This is a genomic window from Glaciecola sp. 33A (assembly GCF_002836745.1).
GTDB lineage: Bacteria > Pseudomonadota > Gammaproteobacteria > Enterobacterales > Alteromonadaceae > Glaciecola.
Window position 1 is genome coordinate 60,067 of record NZ_PJAR01000026.1, and the last position, 23,861, is coordinate 83,927.

General features: G+C 44.3%; 15 protein-coding genes and 2 pseudogenes. 11 read left to right on the forward strand and 6 right to left on the reverse strand.

The annotated features are described in order from the left end of the window. Positions 1–72: 72 nt before the first annotated feature. The 11 genes and pseudogenes from CXF81_RS03630 to CXF81_RS03675 all read left to right on the forward strand — a co-directional run bounded on the left by CXF81_RS03630 (position 73) and on the right by CXF81_RS03675 (position 13,135). Positions 73–1,704, forward strand: a complete 1,632-nt coding sequence (locus CXF81_RS03630) for a thiamine pyrophosphate-dependent enzyme (RefSeq protein ID WP_101180021.1) — start codon at positions 73–75, stop codon at positions 1,702–1,704. A 964-nt stretch (positions 1,705–2,668) separates the two neighbouring features. Then, positions 2,669–3,994: an MFS transporter gene (locus CXF81_RS03635; protein ID WP_101180022.1), complete on the forward strand. Its 1,326-nt coding sequence runs from the start codon at positions 2,669–2,671 to the stop codon at positions 3,992–3,994. Between the two features lie 269 nt (positions 3,995–4,263). Continuing rightward, positions 4,264–4,566, forward strand: coding sequence for a DDE-type integrase/transposase/recombinase (locus tag CXF81_RS20475; RefSeq protein WP_255409404.1), 303 nt, complete (start codon positions 4,264–4,266; stop codon positions 4,564–4,566). Then, complete coding sequence (locus tag CXF81_RS03640; protein WP_255409405.1) at positions 4,496–4,816, forward strand: transposase; 321 nt, start codon at positions 4,496–4,498, stop codon at positions 4,814–4,816. Before CXF81_RS20475 ends, CXF81_RS03640 begins: the two co-directional genes overlap by 71 nt. Continuing rightward, a pseudogene (locus tag CXF81_RS20220) lies at positions 4,815–4,997 on the forward strand (BCCT family transporter); the annotation flags it as partial. The gene CXF81_RS03640 and the pseudogene CXF81_RS20220, both read left to right, overlap by 2 nt. A gap of 133 nt (positions 4,998–5,130) precedes the next feature. Continuing rightward, positions 5,131–5,298, forward strand: a complete 168-nt coding sequence (locus CXF81_RS20590) for a TorF family putative porin (RefSeq protein ID WP_369828628.1) — start codon at positions 5,131–5,133, stop codon at positions 5,296–5,298. A gap of 131 nt (positions 5,299–5,429) precedes the next feature. Then, positions 5,430–5,876: a phosphate-starvation-inducible protein PsiE gene (locus tag CXF81_RS03655; protein WP_101180024.1), complete on the forward strand. Its 447-nt coding sequence runs from the start codon at positions 5,430–5,432 to the stop codon at positions 5,874–5,876. Then, positions 5,872–6,030, forward strand: a pseudogene (locus CXF81_RS20225) (Na+/H+ antiporter NhaC family protein); the annotation flags it as partial. The gene CXF81_RS03655 and the pseudogene CXF81_RS20225, both read left to right, overlap by 5 nt. Before the next feature lie 478 nt (positions 6,031–6,508). Next, positions 6,509–11,266, forward strand: coding sequence for a glutamate synthase-related protein (locus CXF81_RS03665; protein ID WP_101180025.1), 4,758 nt, complete (start codon positions 6,509–6,511; stop codon positions 11,264–11,266). A 105-nt stretch (positions 11,267–11,371) separates the two neighbouring features. Continuing rightward, positions 11,372–12,835, forward strand: coding sequence for a glutamate synthase subunit beta (locus tag CXF81_RS03670; RefSeq protein ID WP_101180026.1), 1,464 nt, complete (start codon positions 11,372–11,374; stop codon positions 12,833–12,835). A gap of 63 nt (positions 12,836–12,898) precedes the next feature. Next, positions 12,899–13,135 carry a hypothetical protein gene (locus CXF81_RS03675; RefSeq protein ID WP_101180027.1) on the forward strand — a complete coding sequence of 79 codons (237 nt, stop codon included), beginning with the start codon at positions 12,899–12,901 and terminating at the stop codon, positions 13,133–13,135. A 142-nt stretch (positions 13,136–13,277) separates the two neighbouring features. On the opposite strand, the gene CXF81_RS03680 is transcribed toward CXF81_RS03675, so the two are convergent. The 6 genes from CXF81_RS03680 to CXF81_RS03705 all read right to left on the reverse strand — a co-directional run bounded on the left by CXF81_RS03680 (position 13,278) and on the right by CXF81_RS03705 (position 23,758). Beyond that, positions 13,278–15,374, reverse strand: a complete 2,097-nt coding sequence (locus CXF81_RS03680; protein ID WP_101180028.1) for a TonB-dependent siderophore receptor — start codon at positions 15,372–15,374, stop codon at positions 13,278–13,280. A 410-nt stretch (positions 15,375–15,784) separates the two neighbouring features. Continuing rightward, positions 15,785–16,882: a DUF1513 domain-containing protein gene (locus CXF81_RS03685; RefSeq protein WP_101180029.1), complete on the reverse strand. Its 1,098-nt coding sequence runs from the start codon at positions 16,880–16,882 to the stop codon at positions 15,785–15,787. 116 nt (positions 16,883–16,998) lie between these two features. Beyond that, complete coding sequence (locus tag CXF81_RS03690; protein ID WP_232771766.1) at positions 16,999–19,203, reverse strand: TonB-dependent receptor domain-containing protein; 2,205 nt, start codon at positions 19,201–19,203, stop codon at positions 16,999–17,001. A 74-nt stretch (positions 19,204–19,277) separates the two neighbouring features. After that, entirely contained in the window at positions 19,278–20,498 is a 1,221-nt protein-coding gene (locus tag CXF81_RS03695) for an imelysin family protein (RefSeq protein WP_101180030.1), read from the reverse strand. 7 nt (positions 20,499–20,505) lie between these two features. Beyond that, complete coding sequence (locus CXF81_RS03700) at positions 20,506–21,978, reverse strand: di-heme oxidoredictase family protein (protein WP_101180057.1); 1,473 nt, start codon at positions 21,976–21,978, stop codon at positions 20,506–20,508. 79 nt (positions 21,979–22,057) lie between these two features. Continuing rightward, on the reverse strand, positions 22,058–23,758 hold the full coding sequence (locus CXF81_RS03705) for a di-heme oxidoredictase family protein (RefSeq protein WP_101180031.1): 1,701 nt from the start codon (positions 23,756–23,758) through the stop codon (positions 22,058–22,060). Positions 23,759–23,861: the final 103 nt, after the last annotated feature.

Genomic DNA, 23,861 nt, shown 5'->3' on the forward strand with positions numbered 1-23,861 from the left:
CGATTAACGACTGTTCTAACGTGTTTGAACGCAATAAACAAAATTAATTAAATTAATGGAACTATTTAGACTATGACACAAATTACATGCTCAGACGCCATCATTCAATCTTTGATAAAAAACGGTGTAGACACAATCTTCGGTATACCAGGGGCACAAACCTATGCTTTTTTTGATGCACTGAGTCGATATCATGACAAAATTAGACTAATAGTCACTCGGCATGAACAAGGTGCCGGTTATATGGCATATGGCTATGCCAAATCGACCGGGCGTGTGGGTGTTTATTGCGTGGTTCCCGGACCTGGTGTACTTAACTCTACTGCCGCGCTATGCACTGCACATAACACTCCGATATTGTGCATTACTGGTGAAGTACCTAGTGAATTTGTTGGAATTGGGCATGGTATGCTGCATGAATTGGATGACCAACTTGGGATTCTACGAGTGTTAACTAAATGGGCGGCGCGAATTAATCATCCAGTCGATGCTCCTGCTATTATGTCTAATGCTTTTAGTAAACTTACTTCTGGACGTAAACGACCTGTCGCATTGGAAGTGCCTATGGATATATTCGGCCTAAAAGCGACAGTTGATATGCAATTCCCAGCAATTCCTAATCCCGCTTATGAGCCAAGCGAAAGCAAAATTAAAGCGGCTGCAGAAAAAATTCGTAAGGCGAAAAATCCAATGATTATGGTAGGAAGTGGAGCCGTTGATGCGAAGGACGAATTGCTTAAACTTGCCAAGTTGTTGCAAGCTCCGGTTGTCTCTTTCCGCGGTGGTCGTGGGATTGTCAGTGATGATTCCCCTTATGGATTTAATTGCGCTGCCGGTTATAAACTCTACCCAGAAGTAGACTTGATGATTGGTATTGGTTCGCGGATGGAATTGCCCGCATTTCGTTGGCAATTAGGCAGGCCTAAGTGTGAACTAGTGCGTATTGATATCGATCCTACTCAGCTGACACGTCTGCGTGCAGATGTTTCCGTTGTAGCAGACGCTAAGCTTGCAACTAAGGCCATCATAGACGAGTTAGAAAAAGACTTCTCACCACGGGTCTGTAGAGAAAAATACTTCAACGAAGTGAAAGCGCAAAGTTGGCAAGAGATACAAAAAGTTCAACCACAGATGACCTATCTCAATATTATGCGAGATCTTTTACCTCGCGATGGATTTATTGTTGAAGAGATTTCCCAAGTGGGCTTCGCGTCTTGGTTAGGTTTTCCAATTTACGAACCTCGTCATCTCGTTACATGCGGTTATCAAGGCAATTTAGGGCATGGCTTTCAAACTGCACTTGGTGTCAAAGTTGCCAATCCAGATAAAGTTGTTTTTTCGATAGCCGGTGACGGCGGTTTTATGTTTGGCGTTCAAGAACTTGCCACGGCTGTGCAATTTAATATTGGCCTAATCGTACTTCTCTTCAATAACAATGCTTTTGGCAATGTGCGACGAGATCAAATTGACTTTTTCGACGGCAATATATTTGGTTCAGAGTTAAAAAATCCAGACTTCGTTAAACTTGTTGAGAGTTTTGGAGCGGTAGCTTATCGATCTACTTCTGCTGATGACTTTAAAGCGTTGCTCAAAAAAGCAATTATAGATTCAGAGTACGGCCCAGTAGTTATTGAAGTACCGTGCGAAAGAGGCAGTGAAACCTCAGTGTGGGAGTTTCTTATGCCTGCTGGATACGGTAAATAAATTTTTCGCTAATCAGCTGTAGTTATTAGAGACTAGGCTGAGATATCCCTCAGTTCTGTTTTGTAAGCGATAGAACTGTCGCTTCGCACTTAAAAAATTTTAACGTGCAGCTATATTATCGAAACCAATAGCAAGAATAAATAAGGGCTGCTGTTAGGCCACGCTCTCATACTAGCTGCTGCTTTACTTTGTATCCGTAATAACCAGCAATACTGGCAGTTTCAATTATCAGTATTTTTAGTCCAAAGTACCCTAAATATTAAAATTCAGCTAAATTTAGAAAAAGTTTTTGGTCACTGCGTGGGTTGCAATGTGACTCACGCTTCATGTGCCAAATTCTCTTTAAAGCATCAGAATACGCCAAGCAGTAATGTTGATTACGCTTTTTTAACAGACTTTTCCATTCTTAATCAATATGTACTGCTTACTCTCATCAGCCAGTAAAACGGATATTGCGGAATTCAAAATCATTCGAGGCAAGTTTAAATTTATCGAACCCATTCGCCTTGGTGTTTATTTTATACTTATCCCTAAAAGACGTTAACTCTAAACTTCACGTGAAACGATCACATCAAGCGCAATGGGATCGTTTGAGTTGTCCATCTATTTTTTGAATTAATAATACGAATATAATCGACTAAAACTTGACTAGTAACGTAATATATCATATAAATTACACGTAAATATAAGAAACATAGATAATAATTACCTCTTAACGACTAATGGATCACAAAAAATGCCAACACCTTTAAGGAAAACAGAATTTAAGATGAAATTACTATGTAAACATAGCTTGTCATTTGTTGTCGTTTTGTCGACAAACAATATATTGCCAATATGCGCTCAGCATAGCCAAATCGAAGAAAAATCTAATTATTAACTCCGGTTTATAGAGAGCTTATTTGAATTTATCAAATATGCTCCTTATTCTCGTTATTCATCTTATAAAAAGGTCGTGCTAATTTTGAACATAAGCCAACAAGCGCCAGAAACGCCGCCAACCCGTTCATTTGAACATATTCTAGATGATGGGAATATATCTTCTACACAGATTCTTGTTGTATCGATTTCATTTCTGCTGATGATATTAGATGGATTCGATATCACCTCTATGTCTTTCGTCGCACAACGCGTCAGTGAAGAATTACACATTAGCCCTACTAACTTAGGGGTCATTTTTAGCGTAACATTGGCTGGAATGATGATGGGGGCGATGTTTATTGCGCCTTATGCTGACAAAATAGGCCGCCGTAAAATGCTGATTGGCAGTGTATTTGTGATTGGTTTGTCTATGCTATTAACAGGCTTTACGTCAACGCTTTGGCAGTTAATCGTTTTGCGTACCATCACAGGGCTCGGCGTCGGCAGCATGTTAGCAAATCTAACGGCCCTGACTGCTGAATATACCCCCACTAAATATCGCAGTTTTAGTGTGGCCATTGTGGCTGCTGGTTTTCCTCTGGGTGCGACATTAGGAGGTATTATTGTTGCACCTGTATTACCTGTATATGGATGGCAAATTATTTTTATGGGTCTAGGTGTGGTGACATTATTGATGACTGTGGTGGTGTACCTTTTTGTTCCTGAATCGCTACAATTTTTGCGAACTGTAGGGACAAACCAAGCATTGTCAAAGGCCAACATCTTGTTAACGGGTATGCAAAGACAAGAAATTGATTCATTTCCATCAGAGCATCGCGATGTCATGCCTAAAGCGAGTGTCCTGAGCCTACTAGTGCCTGATATGCGTGCTAAAACAATACGTCTATGGTTAACCTTTTTTTTGGTCTTTGTGTCATTGTATTTTTTAATGAGTTGGCTTCCAAAGCTGATCATTAATGCTGGTTTAAGTGAATCCGATGGTGTTTTTTCAGCAGTCGCACTAAATGGTGGTGGTGTCATTGGTACGCTTCTGTTGGGTTGGTTCGCAGCACACATGGGGTTGACTAAACTGATTGGTATTTTTTTAGGCCTTGCAGGCATCATGATGCTCTTATTTGGTTTAATGTTTGAACATGTCAATTTATTCGTTTTGTTGTTTGTGATTGGATTTTTTTTACAAGGAGGTTTTGTTGGTTTGTATTCAGCATCAGCCAAACTATACCCAACTGAAATCAGAGCGACAGGTATTGGTTGGGCGCTTGGGCTCGGACGCTTTGGTGCTGTTGTTGGTCCTTATGTTGGTGGACTATTTATCGCTTCTGGTTTTAGTATGGAGCTTAACTTTGTTATATTTTCTTTGCCTCTACTTTTATCAGGATTACTCGCAGTCAGTCTTAAAATTCGGTAATCAACTTAAAGTTATTGGGGTTGCGATATCTTTATAATTTATTTTTATTGCGGGGGTAAAAGTGATTTACTTTGAGACGTTTTATTTCTGGTCGTAAGTTAACTATCCAACAGGTACTGTCAAGTTGACGAGCGGATTCATAAGAATGCAATAATCTGAAAATAAAAAATACTAATATTTATGCCGGATATCGCTATCCACCTCAAATAATAAGTCACGCTGTGTGACTTTATTACAGATTTGCACTTAGCTTCCGTTACATCGAAGAATTGCTGGCAGAAAGAGGCATTGCCGTCAGTTACGAAACTGTCAGAAATTGGTGTGATAAATTTGGGCAAAGGTATTGTAGTCAGATCAGGAAGAGCCGAGGGCAATTGGGTGATACTTGGTATCTTGATGAGGTATTCATCAAGATCAATGGTGCGCTGCATTGCCTTTGGCAGGCTGTCAACGAGGATGGTGATGAAATCGATATTCTGGTTCAGAAACGTAAAAATAAACATGCAGCTAAGCTTTTTCAAAAAGTTATTAAAAGGCCAACAATACGCACCAATCAGCATAGTCACCGATAAATTACGCAGTTATTCAGCAGCCAAGAAAGAACTGATGCCGTGTGTAGAACACTCAACCCAGCCGCACGAAAACAACCGATGCGAGTTGTCCCATCAACCTCGTCGCCATTCCATGAAAGCGAGTCATTATAGAATTTTCCGTGACCGAGCGTTCGTTGAATGGGATAGGGCGAGTTGTGTCCAAAATTTGGCAGAGGCAGTTAAATCGTGGTTGTGTTCATCCGAATTCGGAAACTTGACAGTACCGTAAATTTAATTATATTGCCTTAAATGCTGTTGCTCTTTCATTATTAACCCTCTTATTCCCATTGGAGTTTTTACAGATTCAATGGGTTGGTGCATTAGTAATTGGACTGTTCTTTGCTTGCACTACATATATTGCTTACAGCAAATTTAAAACAGTAAGTGCTATAGATAGTGCTGCTAAATAAAACAAAATTGACCACACAAAAATTAAAAAATTAGCTAGACATTAGCTAAGTAATTAATCATGACAACACAAAAAAAATTATTTATAGTTACATTGTAATTTTTGGTTTTTTAAGGCTTAAATTAGTTGATTGGTTGACCACGGTTGCGGGTTTATCTGATTATAGCTTTAACGGGGTGAGCCAAACAAAAAACGCCCCTGCCATTAAAAACAGCTTTTATTATTTATTGAATAACGGAGGCATTTATGCGGGTATATGGGTATCAAATGTTGATATTGGTAAAGGCACTAATATTGACTAGGATGCCTACTTTGGCAAGTATACACAGCTAAACGATGCGCTCAGTGCTAACTATGGTTTGGCTTGTTACAGCCACCATGCAGCAAGTAATTCAGATAAAAAACTTCTTTAATAGATGGATGAATCTTATTTATGACTCTAGACGAAAAAAGTCACGAAAACGACAACTCTGATACGATAAAACATACTGAAGGGTCAAATGCAGGAAAAAGGAAGAGGTCTTTGGCGCTTAGTATCTTTCACTTAATTGAGCGGATAATATTAATTATCGTCGTTGTGATGACGCTCGGAGCCGTAGCTTTTGAAATCCACACAATTTATGTCGCTCAAATCATCAGTCTTGCAGACATACTGCTAATGTTTCTTTATCTCGAGGTTATCGGCATGGTATCTGTATTCTACTCGGATCCGCGCTCGGCATTTGTTTACCCTATTTTTATTGCTATCACAGCAATCGCTCGATTGATTGTTTTGCAGGGCAAAGATATGGCGCCTGAAAATATTTTGTACGAAGCAATAGCTATTTTGATTCTTTCCATTGCAGCAATAGTAATTATCCGAATGCGCGATAACGGATAATGGCTATTCAATAAACACCGGTATTGGCGGAATTGACGGCCTGTTAAATCGCGGTGGCATTCAATCCATTATGTGGACGATTTCCTTAATCTTGATTACATTGAGCTTTGGTGAAGCGCTTAAGAAGACAAGCTGTTTGAAATCGATTATTAATGGCAATGGTTGGCTTGTGTTGGACTTATTCTTAATTCTTATAGAGATGATAATGAACCTTGCATACGTGTCTATAAGTTTTGGGGTAGGTACAATGATAACAGGGGCGATCATTAGGCTCGGATTCTTACCTATCTCAATCAATACCAGTGTGCTTGAGCAATCTTTATTTGCAGCGATCGTCTCAACGTTCTGCCTTTTAATAATTAGAAGGATATTTGTCAAAGCAAATACTGAGGATATTAATAAGTATTGATAGGATTGTTAAGCTACACTCTTAATTAGGACCCATTAGCAATGATGATAAATTGGTTTCGTCTGCTAGTGAGGGATACTTGCAATGCAACTTGGCATCAATAAAAATGCCCCAAAATACGGTCAGGGCTTAGTATCAGGTAACCATTGCAATACGTTATAATTGAAAGACAGTTCTATAATAAAGGTTAGCGGATTCCCGCAACATGCATGAGGAGTGCGCTATGGAGCACAAGCACGGCATCGAAGCCAAAATCAAACACGCCCAGCAATACGGCCTTTACAACCCTGCCAACGAGCATGATGCCTGCGGCATCGGTTTTATCGCCCATATCAAAGGCCATAAAAGTCATTCGATCGTTGGGCAAGGATTGCTCATCCTAAAGAATCTTGCCCATCGAGGCGCGGTCGGTGCCGACAAGTTGATGGGCGATGGCGCGGGCATTCTGATTCAGCTGCCGGATCAATACTATCGCGAAGAGATGGCCAAGCAGGGTGTTGAACTGCCGCCGCCCGAAGAATATGGCGTAGGCATGATTTTTTTGCCGAAGGAAAATACATCCCGCATCGCTTGCGAGCAAGAGATAGAGCGCGTGGTTCGCGCCGAAGGCCAAGTCGTGCTGGGTTGGCGCAACGTGCCAATCGACACCGAGATGCCGATGTCGCCTACCGTGCGTGAAAAAGAGCCGATGATCCGCCAGATTTTCATAGGTCGCGGTCCGGACATCACGATGAGCGACGCGCTGGAACGTAAACTGTACGTGATCCGCAAGTCTTCTAGTCACGCAATCCAAGCGCTAGATTTGCCCCACGGCAAAGCGTTTTTCGTGCCTTCGATGTCGGCCCGTACCGTTGTTTACAAGGGTTTACTGCTGGCAGATCAAGTCGGCCTTTATTACAAAGACTTACAGGATGAGCGCTGCGTTTCCGCACTGGCACTGGTGCATCAACGTTTTTCAACCAATACCTTTCCGGAATGGCCGCTGGCTCACCCTTTTCGCCTGATTGCTCACAACGGCGAGATCAATACCGTCAAGGGCAATGTCAACTGGATGCGCGCGCGTGAAGGCGTGATGAAATCCACCGTGCTGGGCGACGATTTGCAAAAATTGTTCCCGCTGATTGACGACGTGCAGTCTGACACAGCGTGCTTCGATGACGCGCTTGAATTGCTGTTGATGGCAGGCTATCCGATCGCGCAAGCGATGATGATGATGATCCCCGAAGCCTGGGAAAACCATACGTTGATGGACGACAACCGCCGCGCCTTTTACGAATACCATGCCGCGATGATGGAACCGTGGGATGGTCCTGCCGCTATGGCGTTCACCGATGGTCGTTGCATCGGTGGCACGTTGGATCGCAATGGTTTGCGTCCCGCGCGCTATATCGTAACGGACGACGACCTGGTGGTGATGGCATCAGAATCCGGCGTGCTGCCCATTTCAGAATCCAGAATCATCAAGAAATGGCGCCTGCAGCCTGGCAAGATGTTTCTGATCGACCTCGAAGCTGGGCGCATCATCGATGACCAAGAAATCAAAGATACCTACGCAAATGCCAGGCCTTACGGGGCATGGATTAATTCGGTGCGCATCAATCTGGACGACATTAAGCTTCACGAAACCACGCTCAATGACATCAAAACACAAACATCACCAGCAAATACCCGCGCATCCTTGCTTGACCGTCAACAGTCATTTGGCTACACCCAGGAAGACGTCAGGGTATTGATGTCGCCGATGGCGCTGAATGCCGAAGAAGCGACGGGCTCAATGGGCAACGACTCGCCGCCAGCCGTGATGTCTGACAAGCTCAAACCGCTGTATCACTACTTCAAACAAATGTTCGCGCAGGTGACGAATCCGCCGATCGATCCGATCCGCGAGGCGATGGTGATGTCACTGGTGTCCTTTATAGGCCCTAGGCCAAACCTGCTCGACGTCAATAACAACAATCCGCCGATGCGCTTGGAAGTATCTAAGCCGATTCTGGACTATGCAGACATCGCCAAACTGCGCAATATCAGCGCCCACACCAGCGGTAATTTCAAATCCTACGAACTGAACATTTGCTATCCGGTGGCCCTGGGTAAAGGCGGCATGGAAGTGCGTCTGGCATCGGTGTGCGCGCAAGCGGTGGATGCGATCAAATCGGGCCATAATATTCTGATTGTGTCCGACCGTAAGGTGGACGCCAAGCAAGTAGCGATACCGGCCTTGCTGGCGACGTCGGCAATTCATTTGCATCTGGTTAGCACGGGTTTTCGCACGTCAACTGGCTTGGTGGTGGAAACTGGTTCTGCCCGCGAAACGCATCATTTCGCGCTACTCGCCGGTTTTGGCGCAGAGGCCATCCACCCTTATCTGGCGATGGATACGCTAGCGGAAATGGCCAACAGATTGTCCGGTGACTTATCGCCGGAAAAAGCCATCCAAAATTTCCAGAAAGCGCTCGCCAAGGGTTTATTGAAGGTGATGTCGAAAATGGGCATATCGACTTATATGTCTTATTGCGGCGCGCAAGTTTTCGAAGCGATCGGCTTGAATAAGTCGCTTATCGACAAATATTTCAAAGGCACTGCATCCAATATTGAAGGCATCGGCGTCGTCGAAGTAGCAGAAGAGGCGTTACGTCTGCATCAGCAAGCTTACGGCAGTGATCCGGTATTGGCGCATGCGCTTGATGCCGGTGGTGAATACGCGTTTCGCGTGCGCGGCGAAGAGCATATGTGGACGCCGGATGCGATTGCCAAGCTGCAGCATTCGACCCGATCCAATAATTTCAGCACTTACCAAGAATATGCGCAGATCATTAATGACCAAAGCAAGCGGCACATGACTCTGCGCGGTTTGTTTGAATTCAAGCTGGACCTGCACAAGGCGATCGCGCTGGATGACGTCGAGCCGGCGAAAGAAATCGTCAAGCGCTTCGCCACTGGTGCAATGTCACTTGGTTCGATCAGCACCGAAGCGCACGCCACGTTGGCGGTTGCGATGAACCGTATCGGCGGCAAGTCCAACACTGGCGAAGGTGGTGAAGATCCGAGCCGTTATCGCCAGGAGATGAAAGGCATCCCGATCAAGCAGGGGGAGACCATGGCATCTGTTATCGGCCATGGCCAGATTGAGGCCGATATTGTGTTGCAAGATGGCGATTCGGTGCGTTCCAGGATCAAGCAGGTCGCAGCGGGTCGCTTTGGCGTGACAGCAGCGTATTTGGATTCCGCTGATCAAATCCAGGTCAAGATGGCGCAAGGCGCCAAGCCGGGAGAAGGTGGGCAGTTGCCAGGCTACAAGGTGTCTGAATATATCGCAAAATTGCGTTTCTCGGTGCCGGGCGTGGGCTTGATTTCGCCGCCGCCGCATCACGATATTTATTCGATCGAAGACTTGGCGCAGCTTATTCACGATTTGAAAAATGTAAACCCTAGCGCGTCGATCTCCATTAAGTTGGTGTCCGAAGTCGGGGTTGGTACGGTCGCGGTCGGCGTCACCAAGGCCAAGGCTGATCACGTAGTGATTGCCGGTCATGATGGCGGCACCGGCGCAACGCCATTGTCTTCACTCAAACATGCGGGAACACCCTGGGAACTGGGCTTGGCGGAAACTCAGCAAACGCTGGTGCTGAACGGATTGCGCAGCCGCATCAGGGTACAAGCCGATGGCCAAATGAAAACCGGCCGAGATATTGTCATTGCGGCCATGCTGGGCGCGGACGAGATCGGTTTTGCAACCGCGCCGCTAGTGGTTGAAGGCTGTATTATGTTGCGTAAGTGCCACCTCAATACCTGCTCTGTCGGTATCGCGACACAAGACCCGCTATTACGCGCCAAGTTCTCCGGCAAGCCAGAACACGTGGTCAACTATTTTTTCTTTGTAGCCGAAGAAGCGCGGCAGTTGATGGCGCAACTCGGTATACGCACGTTTGATGAATTGATTGGTCGCGTCGACTTGCTCGACAAGTCAAAAGCGATCACGCATTGGAAGGCCAAGGGGCTTGATTTCAGCAAGATTTTCTATCAGCCGGAAGTACCTGTATCGGTACCTCGTTATCACACGGAGGAGCAAGACCACGGCTTGGAAAAAGCGCTTGACCATCAACTGATCGCGCAAGCGAAAGCAGCGCTCGAAAAAGGCGAAAAAGTCTCGTTCACTTTGCCTGTCAGTAACGTTAACCGCACGGTTGGCACCATGCTGTCTGGCGTCGTTGCAAAAAAATACGGACACGAAGGCTTGCCCGACGATACCATTCACATCCAGTTGCTAGGGACTGCAGGCCAATCGGCCGGCGCGTTTCTGGCGCATGGCATTACGCTAGATCTAGTCGGCGAAGGCAATGATTACGTCGGCAAAGGTTTATCGGGCGGGCGCATTATTGTCCGTCCGAATACACAGTTTCTCGGTTTGGCAGACGACAATATTATCATCGGTAACACGGTGTTATACGGCGCGATCGCCGGCGAGGCATTTTTCAACGGCGTCGCTGGGGAGCGTTTCGCAGTGCGCAATTCCGGCGCCATTACAGTGGTTGAAGGTGTCGGCGATCATGGATGCGAATATATGACGGGCGGCACAGTGGTGGTGTTCGGAGATACAGGCCGCAACTTTGCCGCCGGTATGTCGGGTGGTATCGCTTACGTGTGGGATCCTAACGGTGATTTTGCCAAAAAATGCAATATGGCAATGGTCACGCTGGAACCTGTCCTCGCCCGCGCCGAGCAAGAAGCGAAAGTCGATCGCTCGATTTGGCATAGCTTGCTGCGCGGTGACCAAAGTGAGACTGACGAAGCGATTCTAAAGCGCCTGATTGAGCGCCATTTCAAGTACACCGGCAGCACGCGCGCGCGAGATTTGCTGGATGACTGGTCCAATGGGCGCGACAAATTCATTAAAGTATTCCCGAGCGATTACAAGCGCGCGCTGAGTGAGATGAGTCTGGCGCGAGTGGCTATTCGGCAGAAAGAAAAAACCGCAATATAAGTTTTTTCCACCAGTGCCTTTCTCCTTTAGGGGAAGGTCAGTATGGGGTATTTGACCCCGAACCCTCTCTTTGGCAAGGAGAGTTAGATAAGACAGAGGTAGGCAATGGGTAAAATAACCGGCTTTATGGAATTTCAGCGTCAGAAAGAATCGTATTTACCAGCCGATTCACGTGTCAAGAACTATAAAGAGTTCATTCTGCCGCTGAAAAATATAGAAGCGAAAACAGAGGGTGCGCGCTGCATGGACTGCGGTACCCCGTTCTGCATGACCGGGTGTCCGGTTAACAACATCATCCCCGACTGGAATCACCTGGTTTACAGCGGTAACTATCGCGAAGCGTTAGAGACACTGCACTCGACCAACAACTTCCCCGAATTCACCGGCCGCATTTGCCCTGCACCGTGTGAATCTGCCTGTGTGCTTGCCATCAACAACGATGCGGTTGGCATTAAATCAATTGAGCATTTCATCATCGACAAAGGTTGGAAAAACGGTTGGGTACTGCCTCAACCAGCGGCCTTCAAAACGGGTAAAAAAGTTGCCGTGGTTGGATCCGGCCCAGCTGGTCTGGCTGCAGCCCAGCAACTCGCGCGTGTCGGTCACGATGTGACTGTGTTCGAAAAAAACGATCGGATTGGCGGTTTGCTGCGTTACGGCATTCCGGGCTTCAAGATGGAAAAATCGCATATCGACCGCCGCATTGAGCAAATGCAAGCCGAAGGCGTGCAGTTCCGCACCAGTGTGTTGATCGGCGAAGATTTTCCGTCAAACATCATCAACTGGACCAAAAAAGCCATCTCGCCGAAGCAACTCGAACAAAATTTTGATGCCATCATCCTTGCAGGCGGTGCCGAATTGCCGCGCGATCTCCCTGTGCCTGGTCGTGAGCTTAAAGGCATCCATTTTGCGATGGAATTCTTGCCCCAGCAAAATCAGGTGGATGCAGGTGACAAACTCAATAACCAGATCATGGCTAACGGTAAGCACGTGGTTGTTATCGGTGGTGGCGATACCGGTTCAGACTGTGTAGGCACATGCAACCGTCATAGCGCAGCCAGCCTGGCGCAATTTGAGCTGATGCCGCAACCGCCGGAACAAGAGGATAAGCCGTTGGTATGGCCGTATTGGCCGATCAAGTTGCGTACCTCCTCGTCACAAGAAGAAGGTTGCGACCGGGATTGGGCGGTTGCCACCAAGCGTTTCGAAGGGAAGGGCGGCAAGGTCGAGAAGCTCATTGCAGCCCGCGTCCAATGGATAGACGGCAAGATGCAGGAGGTGCCAAATTCTGAATTTGAAATGAAAGCGGATTTGGTTTTGCTGGCGATGGGTTTTGTGTCGCCAGTGACCCAAGTGCTGGACGCATTCGCTGTCGACAAAGACAGGCGCGGCAACGTTAAAGCAACCACCGATGGCGACGGTTGCTACCAGACCTCGGTCGACAAAGTATTTGCCGCGGGGGACATGCGGCGCGGCCAGTCTCTGGTCGTATGGGCAATCCGTGAAGGTCGTCAGGCCGCGCGTGCGGCGGATGAGTTTTTGATGGGTGCTTCTAATTTGCCGCGCTGAAAATAGGATTGCTACATTAACTCTGCGTGATCCCGTAATCCTATCAAAGTTGGGAGGAAGATCATGAGCATGAACGTTACGCAGAAGTTAATCCAGTCGCATCTGTTGCACGGAGACATCAAACCCAGCGAGGAGATCCGCATCCGCATTAGCCAGACGCTCAGCCAATACACCACCGGCACGCTGGTGATGCTGGAGCTGGAGGCGTTGGGCCTGGACCGGTCCGTAGTAATCGATGATCCGGCCCACACCGCGGTCGACGCTCGCGCACATGTCATTTTTTATTGCATGAGCGCCTAATGTTGGGGCAGCTCACAACCCAAAAACCAGTATGAGTTGAAGAAGTTATTTTGCAGAAAAAATTATTCTTAACACTAGTTGATAGAGGTACCTAAGGGAGTTTAATTGAACAGGGCCAGGAAATGTGGCCCTGTTCATCGGTTTAGAACGCGCCGATTATCGATAATCTAGCATTAAAAGGTGCAGCAACTGTCGCTTGGTGAGTAGAGTGTGAGTTTGGGTAATACAACCTGTCTGTTAAGTTTTCAACATTTAGTTGAATACGCATAGTGTCACTGACATCGTAATAAGCGGATGCATCAACCCGCGTATAACTTGGTAAAATTGCCGTATTTGAATTGTCGATAAAACTCTCATCTTGGTAAGTTGCGCCTAAGCCGAGACCCATAACATCATTAATTTGATAAGTATTCCAAATAGAGATATTACTCTCTGGTACTTCTCGTGGTGACCGTCCTGTGCCGCCGTTGCGGTCGACTATTTCTCCGTCTAGCGTGCTGTAGTTAAAGGAGACAGACCATGCATCGGTAACTTGTCCTGCGAGTTGCAGTTCAAAACCTGATATTTCAGAATCAATTATGTCTAGGGTTGAAGGGTCGTTATCTGCTACTTGCGGCGAGCTTTGTTCATTCTCAAATAGCGCAGCGGTTAAACTCAGACCGTCGGCAAAATCCCACTTTATTCCTATCTCTTGATTGGCGAAAGTATCAGGATCAAGTTGATTATTACTACCATTAATATTTGCAAATTGCTCACCACTACGAGGTAAAAATGATTCGCTATAGCTCGCATAGATTGATACATTTTCTTGAGGTTTGTAAATAATACCAGCGCGCGGTGAAACTTGTTCATCTTTGCGTGAGCGTGTCTCAAGAGAGCTTGGAACGGCATTAAATACCTCTATGTCAAAGCTGTCGAAACGTGCGCCAATGATAATATCTAGGTTTTCAGAAATTTCAATTTCATCTTGAAGATACAGTGAAAATACATCTAAGCCTACTCGGGTATCATCATTTAAATCAGTAAAGTCCGTAGTGAAACTCTCACCGCTGGCATTAACTCCAGTAAAACCTCTTAAAGAAATTGGCCTACTGGCAATAAAAAACTCACGATCATCAACCGTCGAGCTAAACACAGGGTTAAAGCGGTTTTGGTCTGAGTTTGTCTGAACAAAATCAGCACCCACGATCAATGTGTGTTCAAAATTCCCAGTTTGAAACTCCGCAATCATATTGCTCGATAAAATTAGATTATCGCGCACAGTGTTATCAATATAGCCGTCTAACTCAACGATGTTGGTGTTTTGGTCATAATCGCTAGCATAAAAATTCGCGTAAACCTTATCATAATCGCCATAAAACGCGCTGAAATTACCTTTGATGTTATCAGTAAACTGATGCGCTATATTGGCTCTAAAAATATGCGCCTCTAATTCATGATAGTTATTTTTAGGATCGGCAAATACGATATCTTTGAGGGCTTCTACAGGTCTTCCATCGGTTCCTGTGGGGATTCCGCGATCTATAAATCGCTGATGATTAACATACTCATAAGACACATCAACCGTGGTATTATCGCTCAGTTCTAAGTGAGCAGTTGGATTAAACCCATATCGCTCACCGTCAAAAAAGTCACGATCATTTTCTAAGCTCTCATACATTGCGTTTATGCGGATTGAAGATGTGTTGCTCGTATCGAAATTGGAGTCAAGTTCAAGGTTAAATCCGCCAAATGAGTTCAATGATGCTTTATAAGCATTAAAATTCTCGCCCACTTGTGCTTTTTTTGATACACGGTTTAGAATGCCGCCAGTGCCGCCGCGGCCAAACAACAGCGCATTTGGGCCGCGCAATATTTCAACTTGTTCCACGTTATAAAGCGCGCGATAGTATTGGACGTCATCTCGGTTGCCATCTATGTAAAAATCTGCTGTTGAACGGTTCCCGCGAAACACGATGGAATCACGATGTCCTTCACCTTGGGAATTGTTTACGCCCGGCGTGTAGTCTATCATCTGGCCTATGCTGGTGATCCCGCGTTCACTTATTTGATCTGCCGTAAAAATAGATAAGCTTTGCGGAACGTCAATAATTGGAGTAGGCGTCTTGATTGAGTTTGACTCGTTAATAGAAAGGTATTGTCCTTTTACGACGATCACTTCTATGTCTTTTTCACTCTGAGCATATGCAATATTGCTTATTAATACAGCTGTTGCAATGACTGTTAACTTCAATTTCAATTTTATTTCTCCAAGTCTTCTGACCAAAAAATACGGGTTATGTGCACTACTTTGTGAAGGAGTATACATAATAAGATAATAATCACAATACGACTCATTCGTATTATGACTATTATTTATTTGCAAAAAAATGGATGTCTGTCGCGAAAAGTTTACGCTAATCAGAAATTATTTTTTTAAATTAGGCCATATTTGGGTCGACAAGTTAGAGAAAAGATAGATATTAAGTTTTCACCTTAATATCTATCTTTGAGCTTAGTAAAATCGGCAAGCGATGGTGACAGACAGAAAAGGCTTAAGCCGTCTTTATTGCTTATGCAGGAAGAATGTTGCGAATACTTGGAAGCGGAAGTTGAAGCGCTTTCAGGTATTCTTAAGGTGGACGTTAAAGAAGGGTACGTTTAATTTTCCTATGCACTATCAATGGTAATCATATGGTTATCAAAATGAAGGCCTTTAAACTGATGATTGTTAACCTGAGGGTTGTTGACTTGGCCTTTTATACTGGTTATCTGTCCAAAACCATTACTCACAGTAATCCCCAAACTAGATTTGGCAATACCCGCACAATCGCTAATTTTTTGCGAATTCAATATTTTATGTGCTTCGATGTCCATAAAATACAAATTGTCGCCTCGTGGACAAGTGACATAGGCCTGTTTCCCTGCAACCAATATGCTCGCTGTATATTGCTGCATATCTCTCCATTGCTCCTGAGTTGCCTCAAATTCCGTCAACATTTGATTACCTTGGCGATGTAAAAAGACTAATGGCTGAACTTGATTGTTTTTACCTTGATACTGAGCGCCAACAATGACATCGCCTTTTAAACTTACATCTAAATGACGGAGACTCTGGTGCTTATTTAATGGTTCAACTAGATTTAGTAGTTCGCCGTTTTGACTGTTAATGTATGCGAGGTTTGATTGCATTGAGTCGAGGTTAAGTTTTAAACGTGGGAAATCTGGATGCGTTAAAATGCCGCCATTAGCAATCACCAGTGTTTTATTGTCTGGCATCAATTTCAGCTGATGTGGACCAATACCATGTGAATTAAATCGTGCTTCTACTGCATAATTGTCGGTATTTCTAACGACAAGCACTCCTTGCTTTGCTTCGTATAAATTTTCACTTGTAAATAAGAAATTGCCGTCTGAGGACAATACACCATGACCGTAAAAGTGGGAATCATTCTGGCTTGTAAATGAATCAACAACCTTGCCTTCAGCAAAGTTAACTTCGATTGCGAAACGGTCTGGACGACGGCTGAATACTATTGCATGACCGGGTTTACGGGGTAGTGCGAGTAAATCATGTCCTCTTTCGGGTAAAGCAATTTTATTGATGAGCTTACCTGCATGATCAATTGCTACAACTGCAAACTTACCATCGTTATCTTTAACAGCACTGACCAACCAAGTGCTTGAGCCCAACTTCTGGCAACCTGACAATGCCCAACTTGCAAAAGCTAATTGAGTGCTACCCAATAAAAACTGGCGTCTATTCATTTACTATTTCCTATTACGGGTGTTCGTTCACAACTGATTTAAGTTCGAATCTTTGTACTTTTTGGTTAAGAATTAACGTTGACACGTTTGTTTACAAGGCAAAGTTTAAGCATAAACTAAAAACGATATTTCACACCTGCAATAACTTGTCTAGGCTTGCCGGGCCTCGCTCCAAAAGGTCTTCTAGATACAATTTGTGCTTCATCAGTTGCGTTATCTAACTTCAGATATAGTTTCATTTGTTGGTTATATTGATACCACGCAGATAGATCGAGTTGATCATTTGACACTGTGCTAACGCCTGTTAATTCCGTTCCTGCTCCAGAAGATTCAAGCATTTCACTGACAAATTTAAATGATGCTGCAAACTCCCACTTTTCCGCTTGCAGTGATATTTGAATGCTAAGTTGATGTTCTGGCAAATAAGGTAATTCATCACCATTACTGACGCTGCCCCACTGCGAGAAATCAGATTGAAAAGTATTTTGAAATTCAGATTGTGTGTAGGTATAGGCAAACGAAATGGGTAAGCTTAAACCATTGTCAAAGCTAATATCGCCAGACGCGCTTAATTCAGCACCGTATATATCTACTTGACCGCCATTAAACTCCTGATTTAACGCAGTTGTGCATCCACTAGAGAAAGTACAAGTACCCTTTAAGTTACTGTAGTCACTATAAAATCCAACGGTTTCAAACTGCCAGTCAGCATAGTTTGAGCGTAAGCCAAATTCGAAGTTCCAGCTTTCTTCTGGCTCGATACTATCGGCTTGTCCTGGACTATTTGGCACAAAACCTTTGTTCACGCCAAAAAGAATACCTACATTATCGTTCAATTGGTAAAACGCACCAATGCCAGGAAGTATAACGGTATCGTCGTTACTAAACGTAGTTTGCAGCAAAAAGTCTTGTGCTTTACCATCTATTTTTTCAACACGAACACCTGCTGACAGAGTTAAATCATCTATGTAGAATTTGGAGTTAAGGTAGCCAGCAATTGCGGTTGTTTTATCCTTATTTTCAGTAAGCACTGACTCTGGTCTTCCACTAAAAACTAATTCGCCAGACACCAAGTTAAATAGACGCGCTCTGTGCAAGCGTTCAACTTGGTCCTGATGCACCCGAACGCCTGCTTCAACAGTCATATCTATGCCGTAAAGCTCAAGATCCCAATATATCTTAGACTGAACACCTTGAGAGAGAAAAGTGCGATCATTTAAGGTGAATTGTAGCGCTTCATCGTCGGTAAGTGAATCGCGCTGTCCTGATAAAACAGCGTAAAACAAGCTATTCAAACCAGTATCCGGTGATCGCAAAACCGTTTCAATTGTTCTATTTCCAGCAAAGGCATTCAACCTGTCCCAATCACGGCTAAAGTCACGACGATAGACTTGCGTAAATAGGGTTGTTTTTGAATTTAACTCAACGTAATGCGACGCTTGTATCTGAAAATGCTCCCAATCAAACTTATCATTCTGACTGGCTGGATAACGTAAATACGGATTGGCCCTAAAATCTGCGTCGGTCATACCTAAATAGGTTTCATTAGACACCTCATCAGAATACCCAACTTTAAGCTCAAAACTCTGCTTGTAGTGGCTATCGCTGGGTGTATATTTTAACTTTCCAATAAGTTCATTTTTAGCAAAGCCGGTTGAGTCACCATTCTGCAATTCCTTAAAGCCGTCTGAATGGAGGTTAATGCCTTCGATTAAAAAACCAAGCTCTTGTGAGGTACCAGAATAAAAAGCATGAAACTTACGATAATCTTGCTGGCCTGCAGCAAAATCCACCTGCCCATTGTAATCTTCAGAAATACTGCGTGAAACCATATTTATGGCACCACCGACGGTATTTGGCCCATATATAATAGCAGCGGGTCCTTTTAAAACTTCAACTTGGGTCATTCGCGACACAATCGGAAAAAAATATGCAGCAGGAGCCGAATAGGGTGCGGGCGACAGTAAGATACCATCCTCCATTAAGGCAATTTTACTACTCCTCTCACTGGTCGCACCGCGTAAACCTATGTTTGGCCTTAACCCATAACCATCTTCTTCGCGAATGTAAACACCAGGAACGCTTTGCAGTACGCGATGAATGTCATCAAATTCAAATTGCTCTAGCGCCTCTTCAGTAAGCACATGACCTGAACCGGTTGCAGTTTTAAGTGAATTTTTTTTACCAAAAATTTGTATTACTTCAATCGATTTAATGGACACGTCATCCGCAGCATTGACACTGGAAAAGGCCATGCAACCGAGTATTGTCAATGCTAGATAACGAGTCAAATGGGGCGTAGCGTCTTTCTTAATTACCACAATTAATCTTCCTTTCCTTTATTTGATTGCACTAAATTCTTGAGTATCTCAAGCACATAAAATAAGCACGGATCCTAATCACCGTCATTAGAGTTGAAGCCAATGTTTATGTCTAAGGCCTGAATAAAACCTGTTGATAAATGGTCGCGTGTTACTCTTATCTCCTCAATTAAAGCGTCAATTTGTTGCCTGCCTTGTTCGCTGGCCAACACCGCTGAATAAGAATCATAATCTTGATTAATCTGTTTGATACGAATTAGCATTGCGTTTATCGCCGTTAACATCTGCGTATTAATTGCATCTTGATCAAGTGTATTAGTCAAAATACTATCAAAACCTTTGTTGTCGCCGTTGCTATATAAGTCAACAAAACTCTGCAAATTTGCTTCTATGCTAGCCAGTGATTGATCACTCAATGTATTCTCAGCAATACCGACATTGCCCGGGCTTTCACTTCCTAACGGCAACAGCATTTTTTCATCTTTAACTATTTCTAATGCCTCGAGCCAGTTGGTTGTTAACTCTTCAACTGCATCGGTGATAGAAGTAAATTCCCCCGTACCGGTAATAAGTTGATTACGGTAATTACCACCTGTCGCGCTCCACTCCGTGTTAATGTCGGTTGTAATATTAACTAAGTTTTGACTAATTGCAGTTGCAACTTCACAGCGTTTGTCTCTATTTTCAGCCTGAATTAGATTTTCATTCTCAGTACTCGGGAATAGCAAAAGTTCCAATGCCGGAAGGCCCTGACCGCCGACATTTTGACTGGCCACATCGTCGGCTGATACTGTGCTGCTTTGAAGCAGCAAATTCGATACGCCGCGGCTCACAGCATCATTATTATCAGGCCAAAACTGGATACGAAAAAGCCTGTTTTGACTCACTACTGGCCCCACTTTGACCCATTGCACTTGCTGCCAATCTAGGTTCAAAACTATCCATTTATCGCGAACGGTATCTAATTGCGTCACGGTCGGAGATGACAATGCACAAAATGTTGATGTAGCAGTGATTAAGTCATTAGCAGAAGCTTGCATTGACTGATAAGCAGGAATAACGATGCCGTCCGCTAAACCAGTTAAGTAGACAGTAAATTCAGCAGGTAAATCGATGGTTGCTGGCGGAGTTACCGGTACAACTTCAGGAGCAGGTGCTGGTGTCGTTGGTGTGTCACTACCACCACCACCGCCACATGCACTTAAAAACAGAACAGCGAGCGCTGCGATGACCGTTTTATTGCCGCCGAACGGTGATTTGTATTGATTTGTACTTCCTAATGAAATCATTGACATGTTACTCCTAAATTGAATCTAAAAATGCTAACAACTGAGCGCGCGCGTTAGCGTCCAGTTGAGTGAAATGCTGTTGGCTCGCAGTCGCTTCGCCTCCATGCCATAAAATTGCTTCTTCAATGCTTTGTGCTCTTCCATCATGCAGGTAAACTGCGTCCGATTTGTAAAGGCGCCTTAAGCCAAGTCCCCATAGAGGAGGGGTTTTCCACTCTCTTCCAGTCGCGCTATTTTCAGTTACATTGTCGGCTAAATCCTCACCCATGTCGTGTAGAGCAAGATCGGTATACGGCCATATTTTTTGACCTGCAAGCTCGGCAATTGGGTATTGTTGACCCGTGGTGTAATTTGGTTTGTGACAAACGTCACATTTTGCTTGGTAAAAAATACTTCTGCCTGCGCGTGCATTTTTTGAATCTAAATTACGTGCGGGAGGAACGGCTAAATAGGTGTTGAATTTAACCACCAAATCCATCAATTTATCGGGTATTTCAACTGACTTGTGACCTCCTAATTTAGAGGCTTTGTGGCACGTATCCTCAAACTGACTGCAGGTTTCAGATGAAAATATATTATTGGTAATACCAATATCATCTCGAAACGCAGCAGCGACTTGTTGCCGTAAAGTCGCATGTTTACCCTTAAGTCCAAATTTTCCCACAGCATTGTTTACTATGTTGTATTTAGCGCTAATACCGTCATTGTCGCGATCATTAATATCTTCTTGGGCAAGTAAGTCCCGTTCATCAATCGCGTCCAATAAACCGGCGCCAAAAACAGGCGGAGCTAACCTTGGAGAGATACCTACGTTTGCACCTAACTCACCAAAAGCGAGTGATGTTAGTTGATATGAGGGACTGCGTAATGTGTAACTAGTGCCGTCAGCGTATTGACCAATCTTGCGTTTGTATTTAAGGTTTAACTTGGCTTCTCCTTTTAGTTCATTCTCGAAACTTGGGTGCGATATTTTGATAGCTCTAGGTTGAATTTGTTCACCGTAATATTGATAAGTGCGGCTTAAGAAAAAAGCATTTACTTTTTGTAGTTGGCTTGCTTGAGTCGCATTTTCATCTCGCAATCCCAAACGAACAACCAACGAAGAGGGCGTTGATTCCCCTTCAACTGCGGCAGGGCCTCTCGCCCCAGCTGAATGACAGCTTATGCAAGAACGAGTATTAAACAGAGGGCCCAATCCGTCTCGATCTTCGGTAGAACTTGGCGCAATGACCCATGGATCTCGAAAGAGTGAGAACCCAGTCCAAAAATCCAAACGTTGTTTCCCGCTCAAATTTCTACCTGTATCAATATAGGTTCTATTTGAAAACTGTTTAGCGGTCATGCCTCCAGCAGGCAACCACTCACTTTGCTCAAATTCAGGTATCAAAAAATCACTTTGTTTATACACACTTAATTTACTCGTAATACGTTCATCAATAGGGGAGTCAGTTGCACTTTCAAATTGTGTATCGCATCCAAATAACATTAAAGTTCCAATAAAAACTGTGTAACTAGTCGCCGATTTTCTGATTTTTTTTGTCATTCGTTCAAACATTACTATTCCACTAAAGTGACATTAAAAAGGCTAACAAATCTTGACGTTGCTGCGATGTCATCTGCATAAAACGACTCTTCGTACTCTCTGCCTCACCGGCATGCCATAAGATCGCCTCTTCAATATTTCGTGCCCTGCCATCATGCAAAAAGGTTGCGTTCTGATTAACCGTCTGTACCAAGCCTAAACCCCACAAAGGCGGTGTTTTCCATTCAGAACCACTTGCATCTCCTTGGATTAGGCCGTCCGCTAAACCTTCACAGCGCTGCACATAAAAGCATGTCTGGCCTTCAGAGCACTGACTGCGGTCAGCTAGTTCTCTGCTAACTTGGCAACTACCTCCCATATCGTGTAACAGTAAATCGGTATATGGAAAAATTGTCTGTTGTGAAAGTATATCTATGGGGGCTGCATTTTCTTCCAAACCGGTTAATGTTATCTCTCCTAGGACACTACCCGGTGCTTCGCCTGTAACGTGCCTAGGCGTGTGGCAACTTGCACACCCAGCATCAAAAAAGTGTTTACGTCCGGTGACCAATTGTGCATCCCAAACCTGATTTGAGCTCTCATAGCCTCGTCTAGCTGGCACCCCTAAAACACGATTGTAAAATTCAACTAATGCCAGTTGACGATCAGCTATATCATGTTCATCGCCGACTTTATTCTCTAGCTCAGCGACCGCTGCACAAGACAACTGGCTTTGCATGCAGGGTTCATCAGGAAACAAGCTACTTGTTACACCAGTATCGCCCTGATAGGCCGCTCCAGCCTGCTGCAACACACTTGGTGTTTGTGCTTTATAAGTAAAGCGGCCGAGTACTTTTCGTCCTGTAATAATGTCTGTCACCATTGAAGGGCGACCCGAGATCCCATCGCCATTTGCGTCATTTTCATCAACCAGCTTTAATATGTTTTCCTGAGGAATGGCAGCCAACAAACCAGCACCGAATACTTGAGGCGAAACGCGTACAGAAAACCGAATGTCTTCAACAAAAGGCCCAAAACTGTTGTCTCGAACTTTATATACTGGCTTACGTAAGCTAAAAGATTCACCATCTGGATAGGTACCAGTGATGTTTTCATAGTGTATTTCTGTAAAGGCTTCACCAAATAATTGATCACCATTAGTTGAGCCATCAAAAACTGGCCAACCTGATTCAAAATCAGACGTATCAAAACTTTGAATGGCAAAGGTTTGAATTTGTGAACCATACATAGGATCAGGTTCTCCAAATGCATCACCTATTTTAACCAACGCACTGGTTAGTGGGTCACTGTTAGTTTTAGGCAATACGCCACGGCCATCGTTCAAATGACAGCCTTGACAGTTGTTCGTGTTCAGCAGAGGGCCTGCATTTGCGTGTGGCGTTCTAAAAATGTGGTCGCCCTGAGTGAAGTTACCATCCAGCCTGAAATTTTCTTTAATCGGATTTGGACGAGTACTGAATGCATCTTCATTTGAAATAAATAACGTTGCATTACCGCCTGCTAAATATTCAGTATTTTCTGGCGTGTTAGAAGAAAGTGGCGGTAAGCCACTATGATCAAGTGGATCAGGTGTTGGTGGTGCTGATGGAGGTGGCAAAGGTGGCACAGGTATTGGGGTTTCTGTTGATGAACCTCCGCCCCCGCAGCCATATAAGGTAAGTGAAAATATAAAAGCACAACTCATCAGTTGTGCAGGTATATTGGTCTTTCTTACTGCTGTCATACAAGAACTCTTCTAGTGATACGCTAAGTTATTTAAACTTATAAAGCGATGAGCCATATCGATTGTTATGCAAATCTAATTTAGCTTTTTTGCTGTTACTTAA

Bases quoted from the DNA above. Each gene is read 5' to 3' on its own strand.
- CXF81_RS03670 (WP_101180026.1), top strand. From the start codon at position 11,372: ATGGGTAAAATAACCGGCTTTATGGAATTTCAGCGTCAGAAAGAATCG.
- CXF81_RS03700 (WP_101180057.1), bottom strand. From the start codon at position 21,978: ATGTTATTTGGATGCGATACACAATTTGAAAGTGCAACTGACTCCCCT.
- CXF81_RS03630 (WP_101180021.1), top strand. From the start codon at position 73: ATGACACAAATTACATGCTCAGACGCCATCATTCAATCTTTGATAAAA.
- CXF81_RS03685 (WP_101180029.1), bottom strand. From the start codon at position 16,882: ATGAATAGACGCCAGTTTTTATTGGGTAGCACTCAATTAGCTTTTGCA.
- CXF81_RS03675 (WP_101180027.1), top strand. From the start codon at position 12,899: ATGAGCATGAACGTTACGCAGAAGTTAATCCAGTCGCATCTGTTGCAC.
- CXF81_RS03640 (WP_255409405.1), top strand. From the start codon at position 4,496: ATGCAGCTAAGCTTTTTCAAAAAGTTATTAAAAGGCCAACAATACGCA.
- CXF81_RS03655 (WP_101180024.1), top strand. From the start codon at position 5,430: ATGACTCTAGACGAAAAAAGTCACGAAAACGACAACTCTGATACGATA.
- CXF81_RS03665 (WP_101180025.1), top strand. From the start codon at position 6,509: ATGGAGCACAAGCACGGCATCGAAGCCAAAATCAAACACGCCCAGCAA.
- CXF81_RS03695 (WP_101180030.1), bottom strand. From the start codon at position 20,498: ATGTCAATGATTTCATTAGGAAGTACAAATCAATACAAATCACCGTTC.
- CXF81_RS03705 (WP_101180031.1), bottom strand. From the start codon at position 23,758: ATGACAGCAGTAAGAAAGACCAATATACCTGCACAACTGATGAGTTGT.